Source organism: Bacillus salitolerans, from assembly GCF_042680805.1.
Taxonomy (GTDB): Bacteria; Bacillota; Bacilli; order Bacillales; family SA4; genus Bacillus_CJ; species Bacillus_CJ salitolerans.
Window position 1 is genome coordinate 1 of record NZ_JBHUEM010000014.1, and the last position, 13,622, is coordinate 13,622.

At 29.9% G+C, this 13,622-nt stretch carries 10 protein-coding genes and 2 pseudogenes; 4 read left to right on the top strand and 8 right to left on the bottom strand.

Going from position 1 to position 13,622, the window contains the following annotated elements:
• Positions 1-102 precede the first annotated feature (102 nt).
• The 4 genes and pseudogenes from ACFSCX_RS10185 to ACFSCX_RS10200 form a co-directional block, all read right to left on the bottom strand.
• A pseudogene (locus ACFSCX_RS10185) lies at positions 103-288 on the bottom strand (IS21-like element ISCbo2 family helper ATPase IstB); the annotation flags it as partial.
• Positions 281-1,572 (bottom strand): annotated as a pseudogene (gene istA / locus ACFSCX_RS10190) (IS21 family transposase). The pseudogenes istA and ACFSCX_RS10185, both read right to left, overlap by 8 nt.
• An 811-nt stretch (positions 1,573-2,383) precedes the next feature.
• The gene (locus ACFSCX_RS10195; RefSeq protein ID WP_377928121.1) at positions 2,384-4,951 is read right to left on the bottom strand and encodes a ThiF family adenylyltransferase; all 2,568 of its coding nucleotides are present in this window, start codon (positions 4,949-4,951) and stop codon (positions 2,384-2,386) included.
• A 495-nt stretch (positions 4,952-5,446) separates the two neighbouring features.
• Complete coding sequence (locus tag ACFSCX_RS10200) at positions 5,447-6,730, bottom strand: MFS transporter (protein ID WP_377928122.1); 1,284 nt, start codon at positions 6,728-6,730, stop codon at positions 5,447-5,449.
• Between the two features lie 120 nt (positions 6,731-6,850).
• Between ACFSCX_RS10200 and ACFSCX_RS10205 the strand changes: the two genes are divergently transcribed.
• From ACFSCX_RS10205 to ACFSCX_RS10215, 3 genes are read left to right on the top strand one after another with little or no spacing between them, the layout of a single operon-like run.
• Positions 6,851-7,384 (top strand): winged helix-turn-helix domain-containing protein, encoded by a 534-nt coding sequence (locus ACFSCX_RS10205; protein WP_377928123.1) that lies wholly within the window; start codon positions 6,851-6,853, stop codon positions 7,382-7,384.
• Between the two features lie 38 nt (positions 7,385-7,422).
• Positions 7,423-8,685 (top strand): helix-turn-helix domain-containing protein, encoded by a 1,263-nt coding sequence (locus ACFSCX_RS10210; RefSeq protein WP_377928124.1) that lies wholly within the window; start codon positions 7,423-7,425, stop codon positions 8,683-8,685.
• A 12-nt stretch (positions 8,686-8,697) separates the two neighbouring features.
• Positions 8,698-8,856 carry a hypothetical protein gene (locus ACFSCX_RS10215; RefSeq protein WP_377928125.1) on the top strand — a complete coding sequence of 53 codons (159 nt, stop codon included), beginning with the start codon at positions 8,698-8,700 and terminating at the stop codon, positions 8,854-8,856.
• A 625-nt stretch (positions 8,857-9,481) separates the two neighbouring features.
• Here ACFSCX_RS10215 and ACFSCX_RS10220 read toward each other — a convergent pair.
• Complete coding sequence (locus ACFSCX_RS10220) at positions 9,482-9,997, bottom strand: hypothetical protein (protein ID WP_377928126.1); 516 nt, start codon at positions 9,995-9,997, stop codon at positions 9,482-9,484.
• 184 nt (positions 9,998-10,181) lie between these two features.
• Between ACFSCX_RS10220 and ACFSCX_RS10225 the strand changes: the two genes are divergently transcribed.
• Positions 10,182-10,592: a hypothetical protein gene (locus ACFSCX_RS10225; protein ID WP_377928127.1), complete on the top strand. Its 411-nt coding sequence runs from the start codon at positions 10,182-10,184 to the stop codon at positions 10,590-10,592.
• A 679-nt stretch (positions 10,593-11,271) separates the two neighbouring features.
• Here ACFSCX_RS10225 and ACFSCX_RS10230 read toward each other — a convergent pair.
• The 3 genes from ACFSCX_RS10230 to ACFSCX_RS10240 form a co-directional block, all read right to left on the bottom strand.
• Complete coding sequence (locus tag ACFSCX_RS10230; RefSeq protein ID WP_377928128.1) at positions 11,272-11,706, bottom strand: hypothetical protein; 435 nt, start codon at positions 11,704-11,706, stop codon at positions 11,272-11,274.
• Between the two features lie 156 nt (positions 11,707-11,862).
• The gene (locus tag ACFSCX_RS10235) at positions 11,863-12,108 is read right to left on the bottom strand and encodes a hypothetical protein (protein WP_377928129.1); all 246 of its coding nucleotides are present in this window, start codon (positions 12,106-12,108) and stop codon (positions 11,863-11,865) included.
• Between the two features lie 167 nt (positions 12,109-12,275).
• A complete protein-coding gene (locus tag ACFSCX_RS10240) occupies positions 12,276-13,619 on the bottom strand; it encodes a hypothetical protein (protein ID WP_377928130.1) in 1,344 nt (447 codons plus the stop codon).
• Between the last annotated feature and the right edge of the window lie 3 nt (positions 13,620-13,622).

A 13,622-nucleotide genomic window follows, 5' to 3' on the forward strand; every position in this document is an offset into this window, starting at 1 on the left:
TAAATGAAGATAGTTGGAGAATGAAACATAGATCAACGATATTTGAGCAGCAAAGTGTTTCAAATTAATGAGCAGAAATTGTGTCATTCTACTTGACGGTCACACCATAGAGTTAATCATGTTTTTTTCTCTCATATCAATTTCATAATTGGTTAGTTTTATTAGAGTATCAACGAAAGATAGTTGATTACTCATACTGACATCAATAGTCTCGCTTAGATGGTGGACCATTTGTTTTAATTTTAGATACTCAAGGTTCTGTACTAACTGTTGGTATGTATTATTCATTTTTATACACCTCATGAATCGCTCTCAGATTATTTTTAGCTAGTTCATCGATATCTGGATAATGAGGAAGGCCTCTAGATAGCGCTTCCGAGTAATGCTCTTCCTTATAATTAAGCTTTAGTGAACTTATCCGGTGTTTAGCGATTAACAGTGTGTGTTATAATAAATATAGATTTGTTGGTCGTATACTTGTAAACCGACGGTTTTCCCTTTGTATTCAGCTGGAACTGAATACTGATTTGATTTATATGTAATCATGTTAGATGGATTATCCTTTACAAGTGTGTGATTAATCTTATAAGAGTCTCTTATTTGTTTCCGTGGTAGGGGCAATAAGAGACTTTTTTCTTGTCCGAATGCAAGAATGGGAATTTTTCCAGTACCTTGATGAAAACTATGATTAATACGTTCACAAAGCGATTGGACAAACTCACTTAGTTCTTCATAGTCAAATTTCCCTTGATATGCATGGATCTCATCAAGTAATTTCATGGGTGTCTCAACTTTTCCTTTTGTATACGGTCTACCAGCTATACAAGGTCTAATTTCAAATCCTAAATCTTTCGCAAATTGACTAAACCTCTCGTTGACAATTCCTTTAGAATACTCAGTACGAGGCTCGTCCATAATTGTTTTCATATTATCAGTCAATATTGTTTTTGGAACACCGCCCACCGCTTCAAAACTTTCCATTAAAAAAGAAATCATTACCGCCTGTGATTTTGAAACAGTTAAATGAAAGGTCCGAAATCTCGAATATGATAATAAGAAGACACCTACATTTACACTTAGAATTTCCCCATCCTTTGTGACATACCTGATACTTTCCTTCCAATCAAATTGAGCTTGTTCACCAGGATGTGTTTCAAAACGAAGTACAGACTGAACTGATTTTGTTCGTTTACCATCAGTAAAGTATGCTTGGAACTCTGGTTTACGTGAAATGTAAGCTCTAAAAGAAGACTGCGAACAATTCAATCCATGATTATCTTTTAGGTACTGCCATAAAATTCGCTTATAGTAAAAAACTTGCTTAGACTCTTCTGACAGTAATAATGTAATTACTCCGTAATAGTCATCAATTAGGGAACGACGATCTCGTGTTTTTTGAGGAATGTAACCACTTAAGTACTTATCAATTGTTCTTCGATCTACACCTAATTCCCGTGCTAGTTTACTCTTATTTATTTTCATTTTTAGATTCTCCATAAGAATTTTTAGTTTTGGCAAGTCTGAAAGACTTGAGATCTTGATTTCTGTTGATACATCTAACTTCACATGCATACTATTCATCTCAAGAACAGTATGAAAGATGAAATCAAAACTGTACATTCTTATTCAATCAATTTTGTACATTATTAAACTAGCATTTATACACAATCCATTTATTTAAAAGAATTAAATAAAAGTAATATTTATTTTATAGAACTTCCAAGAGTACAATATGTTTTCAACTCTTTTAAAGGAAAACAAGAGGATGTATCACAGTTTTTGAAAGATTTATAATTACTTTTAACATTCATAAATCAGTACCTACGAAAAATTTCGTTACCTTTCGTTGGTTTAACTATCTTTAGCGAAGTTGAACTATGAGGAAAATAGCTAAGCTTAAAACAACATATTCTTTCATTTAGTCCCACCAATGGAAACTAAATTATACAAATACATTGAGATGTGCCTGATGTCATGAACAAAAAATGAACAAGAGGTTTAAAATAACTATCGCCTAAAAAACATGAATTTTTCAAACCCTGGATTTTATAATATTTTTTTATAGGTATTTTGATTGAAGAAGCTCAAAAAGTAGATTGATGTTTGATTTGCTTTATATGCAAGGCATTATACTACAATCAATTTATTGGTAATATTCAATAAAATTCCCGAAGGCTAGGGCTGGCTACAAAAAAACAGATTTTAAATGCAAGAATTCCGAAGAATAGAATGGGCAGTAAGAGAGTAGTTGTTATTTACCGTAAATCACCGACAAATCAAAAAGAAAAAACAATAAAAGAATATAAGTTAGTTTTAACCATGGATATAATATACAACCTCAGTCTGACTGAGGTTGTATATTATAGTCTTTAGTTTATATGGATCACTTATTTAGGACTAATTCTGTACTAGTTAATTTAATATCATTTAATTTATTTATTAATAATCTGAAGTTATCAAGCATCTCATTAATGAACTCTTCAGAAAGTTCCCTATTTAATATCTCCCTACAAAAACTAGTCATGTCAATTTCCGTAGAATTTACTAGAAAGCTTTTCAGTTTATATTCCATCAACATAGGATTTGATTGATACTTTTTGTATAGATATGAAGCAATTAAAAGGGCAATGGGATCTACAATGTAATCTTTAAAATTAAAAATAAAGTAAGGATACAGTAAAATGTTTAAATAATTATTCTTTGCATTTTTTAAAGGTATATCTTCAAAAAGCACATTATCTACTTGTTCCTGCATATTTAAAAAATCTTGAAGAGTTAATTTAAATTCGTTATTATTAAGAATTTGCTCGATTACCTTACTTTCTAAATAATTTATAGCAAAATTAGAAAGTAAGAGTTTACTTATTCGTTCGATATACTCCCCAATCATTAACTCTTTACTATAAGTTGACCTAATACTTTGGTTGTCGAGTATTCCAAAAATGGTTTTAATCTCAAAAAATAGTGCTAATACTTCATTAATAGTTCGATTACTTTTATTAAAGTAATCAGATCCATAGTACTGGTTATAGTAAGAGTGCCCAAATTCATGAATATATGTAAATAAGGAATTATAGGTGTTGTCATAGGTTAGAACTATACGATTTTGTTTCTTTAGAGGAAAAAATACAGTTTTATTTACATTCTTTTGTATTGCAGGGTCTACTACTTTTATATAATTCTTAGAGTGAATTTCATTTAAATAAGATTCTAGATGGTGTTTGTCATAACTTCCATCAAATGAATGTTGTAAAATTTCCATTGCATCATTAATATCACCAAAAATAATATCTTCTTCGTCTATGTGTGCCAAAAAGTCAAATGAACCATCTTTTTCTTGAGGATAGAATAATTTATAGAAATTAAGAAATAGATCGGCATAGTTTTCTAGTAGTGTTTTTTCAAATATAGATATATCACTCTTATTTAATCCTAAAACCTCTTTTAGATTTACCTCATTATAAATATTAATCTGGCTAGTTTTAGCTGATTTTAATAAATTTAATAGAGTTCCACTTTTTCTACTGATGGCATCAAAGATTCGTTTTTGACTATTAACTCGGATCTGATAGTTATCATACGTTCTTAGTTTACTAGTTAAAGTATATAAATTTACTTCCTCTGCATTCTCTATTTGATCAATGGTTTCATGATAAACTTTATACAAATTTTCTTCATTGTTGTCAGAAGTTTCATCTATTTCATTTAAAAAGCTCATGAAAGAAGAGTAAGTTTCTTCAAGGTTGAGATCTTTAAGCGAGTCTAATTCAAGCAAAATTTCGAAGAAATTAAATAGAGATACTATTTCTGCTTCAGCTAAAGTATGATCCTCTTCTGCAACATTGCATTGTTCAATTATCTGTTTTAGATTTCTTATTTCTTTTGTTAATTCAGTATTTTCTATTGGATATAATTCCTTAAGTGAAGTGATAAAATGATCATTATTAGATTTATCATTAAGAGGTTCTTCTTTATCAATTGTAAAAGAGTTAAGGTCAAACTGAAGATAATTTGCCTTATCAACATTTTCATTGTTAAGAAGAGTAGATATGAAAAGCTTTATTCCCATTAATGTACCTGCGATACATTGAAAAACCGTACCTCTATTTACACTTATAACTAATTCTTCATTAAATTCTTTAAAACTTTCCTCTATTAATTTATTTCCATTTTTTAATCCTAATTGATAAGCAATAATTGAATCGTAATGGTAGCCCATAAGAATATAGTTAATATTTAATTTGCTTGTAAATGCAACGATGTCTTTGTGTAGAGTTTCAGTTGCGGTGTCAAAGCAGTTGAATAAAAAATCTATTTTATGAATGTTATGTATAATGCTTAAATCTTCAACTGTTTTAATTTCAATCTCTAAAGTTTCAACCTGATGTTCCGGGAAGGTAGTTATGATTCTGTTTTTAATAACATCTACCTTTTTTTGTCCTACATCATTTTTAGTAAATATTAATTGTGCAGGTATATTTTTCAACTCCACAATATCAGGATCTATCAGTATTATTTTTTTAACTCCTAAATTAGCAAGAGCTACTGCAAGAGTTGCACCTATGGTACCGATCCCAACTATCATAATTGTTGAAGAGGAGATTTTGTCTAAAATATTATGTGCACTTTCTGATTTATCAAATGCGCTAAAATAATTAAAGTTTCTTGTGTGCAAATCATCCGAAAATTTATCATTTGGTTTATAAAGCAATCCATTGTAATTTAGAAATTGTATTATTTTTCTAAGTTCTTTATTTCCATATCCATATTTATTTTTCCAATTTCTAATTTCATGACTGTTCTCTGAATACTCTTTTATACTTAAAATTTTTAATAAGTCCCAAAATCCATCTAAATCATCAACATATAGTTCCTTTTCTTCTCCATCGTGAAAAGATACAGTAGATTTTTCCGGATGTGCTCTAAAATTTAGACTTGATTTCAGCTTCACTCTTATCACCTCAAAGTTTTAAAAGAAATACCCTGAATTGTAAACAATCCAGGGACAGGAAATACTATTAGCATTTAGTGATACAAATACTAATTTTAAGGTTTTGAGCAGCTTTCTTTGCTTTTAAAGAGATTTTCATCCTATTCACCTCCGAGGAAACTATTAACGTTAAAAAATGCACTTTTTACAATAATTAGTATATTACTAATCTATCTATCAAATCAAACTTTTCTGATAACTTGTACCCAGTCCTTTCATCCTACCCTATAATTAAAATGTAAGTTTTTTATTAGATTTTCTGTTACAGAGGAAAATTTAAACAAAATAATACGTTTAGTCCTATTTTTAAAATAAAATTTCCCAATACGTAATTTAAATATAATCTCAATAATTTAGATCAAATTCACTAATATTGGAGTTGATTAAGTATAAAAAAAGAGTAGATAGCTAATTTGCTCTCTACTCTTTCTTTATTTCTATGATTAACTAAATCACCTAAGCTTGTAAGTCTTTTCCAGTATGGAAGCCATACTCCTTTGGATTTATTTTTGTCGGTGAAGGTATTCTTCTTAAAAGAGGATAAAACATCCAGTATAAAGAGATAATTAATAATCCTAAACCACCAAGACCATATATGTTTGCTACCTCAGTCATGCTTGAAGCAACCCCTCCAACAAATGAACCTAATGGTACGAATAGAGCGGCAATACTAGAATACCATGCAAAAACTCTTCCAAGTAAATTTTCTGGGATAATTCCCTGTAATGTTGAGACTATTAGTACGTTTATTAAACTTATAGGAATAAAAGCTAAACCGAATAACATTAATGACAATACAGGAGTTTTTATTAAAAATGAACCAAACCAAAAAACTGAGGCTAAAAAGAAAGATGAAATTGTCATAATTCCTAGTGGTTTCTCAGAAAAAAGGTTTGCTAGTAACGTACCAAGAAGCATGGCAACAGACATTATTGCTAAAAAATATCCATAATACAATTCTCCACCAACATTAAAAGAATGCTCCGGCATTATTGCAGTTATCATTCCGAAAATAAAATTGACCACAGTAATCGGAATAAGAATTTTGGGAATAATTGAATTTATTACATAGTTTTTTCCTTCGTTTAATTCAGAAAGATAAGACTTAAAGCTATTCTTTATAATTTTCTCTGTTCCTAGTTCAGTATTATCTCTTTCATCTTGAGTATTAGTTTGAAACTTAATAAGTCTGAATATAATAGTGGCTGCTAAAAATGTAAAAACATCGATTATGTATACATTTATAACCCCAATTAAACTAATAATTAATCCTGAAAGACCAATAAATACAAGATCAGTACCTTGATAAGCAAATGTCATTAAAGAATTTCCGGCTACAAGTTCCTCTTTATCCAAAATTTTTGGTAATGCTGCATTTTGTGCCGGATAAACAAATTGTTCGATGCAAGTTACTAGAAACATGACTACTATTACTAACCATACATTTAAAAAATCTAAAAAATATCCAATTGGTATGATTGATATTAACAATGCTTGGGATATTTGGGTATTAACTAAGATTGATTTTAATTTCCACCGATCCACTAAAGGCCCTACTAAAAATTCGAAAATGGACGGTAGTAAAATTAATGCTCCTGCAATTCCTGTATAAAAAGAGCTCTTGGTTAGTTCATATACTAACCACATTGCAGCTACACTATAAATACTATCACCTAGGTTAGTAATAAATCTTCCACTGAATAGACAAAGAAAATCTCTGTTTTTAAATAATTTAAACATTTAAAACTCCTCCTATCATTAAAATTTTTTTTAATGTTAGTAAAGATTTTAAGCATTTGATTTTTTTTTGTCAATAAGTTAATATTTAATATAAATCCTTTTAGTTATGGAGGAATTAAAGTGGGTTACGATACAGCTGATTTTGCAAAGATTATTTTTGATAAAAAGGTAATAAAAATTCTTGGTATTTTAAGCGATAGATCATTATCTATAAAAGAAATTGCGCATGAAATAAATGAACAGCCAGTTAAGCTTTATTACCATATTGGAAAATTATTAGAGTTAGGATTAATAAGAGTAACTAAAGAAGAAAAGATAAAAAACTTCTCTGAAAAATACTATACAAGTACTCGTCTAGTACAGGATAATCTTATTTCACTAGAAGGTGATTTCATAAAGTCTCATTATGAAACACTTGTTAAAGCAGTAATGTTGGAGGTTAATAGATCTCTTCTTCAACTTAAAATTGACTTAGAGCAATCAGAAAAAAATATAAAGCAAGAATCAACTTCAGAATTTAGTATTCTTGAAAAGAAAATTAGTTATGATGATTGGAAGAAATGTAATCAGATGATTAGGGAATATCTAGATCAGGTAGATGAGGACCAAAATGAAGGAAGTTATAAGTTCTTGATTGCTAGTTATAAGGATTAATTTATAGTCCAACTATTCCTCTTAAAATGGTGATTTTAATGAAATACGGTAGTAAGATAAAGTTTTTAAGAAAGAACCTTAACTTATCTCAAAAACAACTAGCAAATGGGATATGTTCTGTCTCATATTTAAGTAAAATCGAAAAAGATACTACTATTCCTAGTACAGAAATTATTGAATTATTATGCAAACGTTTAAATATTCCTAATGACCAGCTAAAGAGTCGAGACAGTTTACTCATGAATCTTTATTTAGATTTAGATGAATTAGGGGGATTGATAAATACAGGTGATGCAGTAAAGTCAATAAACAAGTACAATCTAATTGTTAATAAATATCTTAACGATACAGATCCTGAAGTCCTGCTTATAATAAACCTCTTTGGGCTACGGACTGCAATTTTACAAGGTTATAAAGAGAAAGCAAAAGAATATTATTTTATTGTTTTAAACTTAAAAGAATATTTAAGTACTCCAATTAGAACTTACTACTTTAAATTCTGTGGTTTATATAATTACTTATACGGCTGTCTTAGTGAGGCTCTAAAGAATTATAAAAAAGCTGAAAATCTAATTTGTAAAAAGAACACACTTGAAGATGTATATTATCAATTATCGTTGATTTATCACAAAATAAATCAACCTTTTATGTCCATAGATTATATTAAAAAAGCTGAAGAACTATATGTAAAAAAAATGGATTATAAGTCATGTATAGACTGCAATTTATTACTTGCAATCAATTATAGAAAATTAGGGGAATATGGAATGTCTCGGAAAATATACGAAAGTATCTTAGAGACAAATTTAGAAGATGATAATAAGAAATTATTCGCCTCAATTTATCATAATATAGGTTTAACTTTCTCCAGTGAAACTCAGTCTAGTAAAGCAATAGACTATTTTTTAAAAAGTGTGGATATTAAACTTAGCGAGGGATACGAAGTAATAAATACAATTTATCTCCTTACTAAGGAATATTGGTTAAATAGTAATAAGAATAATGCTCTCAATTGGCTTACAAGAGGAATTGATATTTATAATAAAAAACCTCATGATGAATCCTATTATATTAAGCTATGTTTTTTAGAATATATTATCAATAATAAAGACGAAACAGATCAATATTATAATTATTTAACAAAGACAGTTATTCCTTATTTTGATTCACGAAATGATTTGGTTTCTTTAATTGAATTTTTACATTACCTAGCAAAATACTTTAAGAAGAAAAAAATGTATAAGAGTGCTTATCAAACATTAGAAAGAATAATTTCTCTACAAGAATTCAAAATACATTAGGAGTGTTTTTACATGAAAAGAATGAAGAAAATACTAATTTTAATAATAATGATAGGGTTAATTGGTGTAGGTAAATCAAATATAGTAAAAGCTGATGATGAACTACCAGGACCAAAAGGTATTCTTCCAATTGATTTAACTGTAGAAGTTGATGTACAACTGCTGCCTTAGAACGAATAGTCACCACACAAAACAGCAAATAAAAGAAAGATAAATATAATACTGTTAAAAGCCAAGCAAAAAAAGTCACCTGGAGGTGGCTTTTTTTATAAAGTAATGTTGTTTACATTAAGGTCAGGGCTAAACTTTAAGGTCATGCAAGACAATAAATCTACCTGCATTTCTGTATACCTGTATTTCTGTATTCGCAGTATTACAGGAAATGTAAACTCTTTGAAGTTAATATTTCAACTACTCAGTTTTAATCTCTGGAAAAGCCCATTCTTATACTATAACCCAATTCCCCTTGCGGCGTTATCATCAAACAGATCTACCTTCTTTATATATCGCTGAAGGGAATCTGATCGTTTATGTCTCATTTGTTTCATTATTTGATGTTCAGCCTTTCCAGCTTCGCAGCCGAACTACACAATCCACTTCTCAAGCTATGTGCCCCGTAATTATCCGGATCTAATCCCACTTTTTCACAACTGTTCTTCACAATCAAGCGTATGGACTGAGGTGTTAATCCTCTAAGAATGTTACCATGACATTCTTTCTTAAAAGAATAAACTTCCGATTCACTACGACAAAAAAACGGTTGGATTTTCAACCGTTTTTTTATTCTATTCCATTTCTATAAAGAAGAAATTAAAATTTCCTTGATTTTTAAAATGGCTAGTCTTTTTCTTTCTTTGGTTTCAACGTCTGGTGCCATTTTCTCCATCAAAATTAAGGTTTCAAATGCCTTGATTGCTTTTTCATCGGTAAAGTTTTTTAATTTATCACTATCCAAGTTATTTGTTGTAAAGTCTATTGCTCCAGATCCAATCCTTAACGGCTCTCCTATTAGACGAAACAGTTTATTATTATCAGATGAAAACTTCCAATCCTTCTCGTTATATAAGTACTGGCTAAAGTTCAATAAATCTCTCCCTGTAACTTTTTCCTTATCTACAAAAAGACGAAGTTTGACTGTTAATCGATTATATCCCTTTTTTAAAATCTCTAATTCCTTTTTCCCAGCCATATTATTATTAAAATATACGACTGCATCATCTAAGTCTTTTGAATTTTTATCACTTGAAAAATCCAAATCAATATTGTCTTTAGGATTAGCAATTCCCAAAACCATTTCATAATTAGAACTCATTCTACAAACCTCCGATCACAAACATAATAAACACAAGATAATTTTATCTTAATTATAACAAAAACAAAATAAAATTAAAAATTTTTTATTTTGTTTAAAACTTGTTGACTCTTGTTTATACTCTGTGATAATATTTATTTAACAAGATGGTTTTGTTAAATAAAATAACTGGAGGAATGAAACGATGAAACGATTAAATGATACTTACGAATTTATTGGTATTAAACAGAAAATCGCTATTGAGGACCTTATAAGAGCAGGTTACAATCCAGACACAATCATTCGAGACAAAACAGCATCTAAACATCAAGAATGTATGGAGTTTATTAATCAATCTCAAAATAAGTTTGAAATTATTGAATTAGATTATGAAATTGATGAGAAATTGAGAGAAAACATAACTTTAAAATTTAACATCATTGCCGATATTACTCCGTTAGGTGTAAAAAAGGAATTTGGTAAATACTATAAAGAATTCAATAAACTCCCCTTACCTAGTAGCAAATGGTTAAGATTTGAAGAATGCACTTCTGATCCAAAACAAATAATTACGACATTAAATGAAAATGGAATTGATAGTTTTCTTGAATTCTAAAATCCAAAAACAACGAATAATGTCCTGTATTAAAACAAATAAAGCTACCTAATTACTAGGTAGCTTTAAATTTCTATATCTCATAATATTTTTATGAAACCAAAACCCAATTTTCAGAGGGGGTAGTGAGAATTTTAACCGAAATCCATAATAAATCTTATTTTACAAAGGCAGAGGTTGAAAGACTACTCTTAATTAAAAATGCCCCTAATAAAGCAAGGAATGTATATGTGAAAGACAAAAGACATAACCAAAAATTTATGGATAAATACCTAATTATTATATAGTTATTATCGCTTTGGTTAATCACTATCTTCTTAATAAGGCCTTACGTATAACATTACCTGTATTTCTGTAAATACAGGTAATGGGTATTATAGACTAAGAACATTTAACGTATTGCTAGTAAGTCAATTGAATTGCTTGCTGTAAGTGAAGAGGAAAGGATTCCTGTAAACCTGTATTTATGTAAATACAGGTTTACATGTTATACCGCAAACGATTTCTGTATAGAAATTCCTTTTTGTACTGAGAAACATAGGCAAACCGATATGATTTTTTAACATTAGGCTTTTGTAGTTTTTATCAATTTATTCCTCATAAAGAGATAATATGAAATTCTAACTGTTTGTTCCTGTAAATACAGAAATACAGGGGCTATTAAGAACATTATCCAGAGTTAATTGAATTGGTCTATTTTTTTTTGAATTTCTGAAATCAACAAATTAATTTTTTCAGCTACTTCTAAATCTTTGGGTTTTACATTTAGAATATTGATACTATTAGCTTCAGTATAAAGATTATCTATGGTTCTTTGTAATATAATTATTACTTTTTCATTCAATGTAGGTTCTATCTCGACATATTCGTTATCGATGTAAATAGAATCTTTTTCTCTAATGTAAATACCACGGCTGATATTACTATAACCTGTTTCCTTTGCTAATAGATCTCTGAGTGCACCTGAGTAGGTTCCGTCTGTAAATTCTTTACCGGTTTGTTCTTGTACATACTTCTTAATTTCTTGAATGCTATGTTCTTGATAATCAGATAATAGCTTTTTAGTATAGTATCTAATTTCTTCGGCATTAGATCTAAATTTATTTTTATCCATTAAAACTTCCTCCATACTAATGCATACTTGTAAATTGCAATTGTAAAGCATAGAAACACCTTACAACCTCGTTGGAAAGATTGTATCTTCTGATTTAACACAAGTAAATTCTTAAAAATTGAAATAATTCGGACAAATTTACCACTAATTCATTTCTCAATATTCTGTAATCGATATGGAATTTGGTCTATTTTTAAAAATAGTGAGCCGTAATCGACTTGAATCCATCACATTAACATGTGTAATTAATTGTTGTGCAAACTCTAAAATTTGTTCTCTACTCATTTTAATTACGTATGTCGCGTTAGTATCACAGAACTCTTGTAGAGCTACTGTTGTCTTCATACCATTACCGCTATAAATTCTGTCCTTCATAGCTGTATTAATCGTTTTACATCCCATCTTTAACCACCTCTAATTTAATTTGTTTGTTTGTTTGTTTGTTTGTTTGTTTGTTTGTTCGTTATATATTATATTATATAGTATATATTTTTAAAAGCAAGGATTTTTTTGAAAATCTAAAGAACAATAAAAGAAGATGCCCCTAAGAGCACCTTCATTTCATTTATTTAATTATTATCCCTGGTAACAGTTCCATCCTTGTTAATGCTATCACCATTTGTTGGACTAATCTTCACATAACCATTCGCCATGCTTGCTTTGAAATTTGCTTTTTCAAACGTTGAACCAGATAATCGGAACCAAGAACCACTAACTTCAACAAAAACAGTAGCATGATTATTACCTGCAATTATAGCTGTGTTGTACCCCATCGCATCAAATACTGCAGAATAGATGTTAGCATCGGTATCACAATCAGCTTGCTTCCTAAACAATGCATCGTAGGCTGAATCTGGTAAACCATCTCCAGGATCTTGTGCTCCTGTATTAGCAAGTACACTATGAGCAATTAAAGCTGTTCTATAAGCTCTTTCCATTTCATCACTTAGAACACCAGCATCAGATAAAGCACCTAATCTCGCACCTGCTGATGCTAAACCTCGATCTTGTGGTTCAATTGCGTCTCTTATGTTACCAGCATATCTTTCACCATTAAAATATTCTGCAAAATACTCATGATAATCGGAATGAAGTTCAACTTCATAAATATTTTTAATTGCTTCATTTACGATACTGATTACCGCATCAAATTCCTGTTGATTTAAACTTCCATAAGTATGCCTACCATAATCAACGGCAATCCCAATCACAACTTCCTTTTTAGGAGTCAAATTCTTGCCAGTAGCTAAGAAATCATGATACTTCTTAATAAACGTAACAATCTGAGCACGATTTAACACTTTTTCGGGACTGTATGAATGAAAGGTTTTTGGATAGTTACCCGTACTATCGGCATATCCATTCGATAAGCCTGCGTCATACATAAATTGTACAGCTTGATGTATCGTGACAGGTCTTTCAAAATATAAGGTTGCTAGTATTCTAGCCATTGTCCCTCTGGTCGTTTCTGCTGAAGCTGGAGCTGTGTTTTCCAAAGATCCAATGGTTGGTAGACTATACCTCTTCGCAATTTGGTAAGGAACAGAAGCCCAAAAGTTGGGGTTTGTAGCTTCCGTCGTTTCCAATTCCTCTTTCTTCGCATAACGGAATAACATCGTAAGTAACTGTGCTTCGGTTAAAGAACCATAAGGATTTAACCAGTTTCCTAGTTGACCAGTAGTTGGGTGCTTTGCGTTAATATAGCCACTTATAATCCCTTTATCGATGGCCCAAAGCATATCCTCCGACCAATATTGTCCTGTTTGGTAATCGTCGTAAACTATGGTTTGCTCGCTAGATGAAGTAAATTCATGCTTCATCGTATTTGCATAGATACTGCTTGTTCCACTAATTAGAAAACATACTAATATGGGGATAACTAGTAAACTCTTTTTATTTAGCGTTCCTTTCATCCG

What these genes read in the sequence shown, in the direction of transcription:
- ACFSCX_RS10200 (WP_377928122.1), bottom strand. Translation starts at nt 6,730, where the DNA reads ATGTTTAAATTATTTAAAAACAGAGATTTTCTTTGTCTATTCAGTGGA.
- ACFSCX_RS10210 (WP_377928124.1), top strand. Translation starts at nt 7,423, where the DNA reads ATGAAATACGGTAGTAAGATAAAGTTTTTAAGAAAGAACCTTAACTTA.
- ACFSCX_RS10215 (WP_377928125.1), top strand. Translation starts at nt 8,698, where the DNA reads ATGAAAAGAATGAAGAAAATACTAATTTTAATAATAATGATAGGGTTA.
- ACFSCX_RS10220 (WP_377928126.1), bottom strand. Translation starts at nt 9,997, where the DNA reads ATGAGTTCTAATTATGAAATGGTTTTGGGAATTGCTAATCCTAAAGAC.
- ACFSCX_RS10225 (WP_377928127.1), top strand. Translation starts at nt 10,182, where the DNA reads ATGAAACGATTAAATGATACTTACGAATTTATTGGTATTAAACAGAAA.
- ACFSCX_RS10230 (WP_377928128.1), bottom strand. Translation starts at nt 11,706, where the DNA reads ATGGATAAAAATAAATTTAGATCTAATGCCGAAGAAATTAGATACTAT.
- ACFSCX_RS10235 (WP_377928129.1), bottom strand. Translation starts at nt 12,108, where the DNA reads ATGGGATGTAAAACGATTAATACAGCTATGAAGGACAGAATTTATAGC.
- ACFSCX_RS10240 (WP_377928130.1), bottom strand. Translation starts at nt 13,619, where the DNA reads ATGAAAGGAACGCTAAATAAAAAGAGTTTACTAGTTATCCCCATATTA.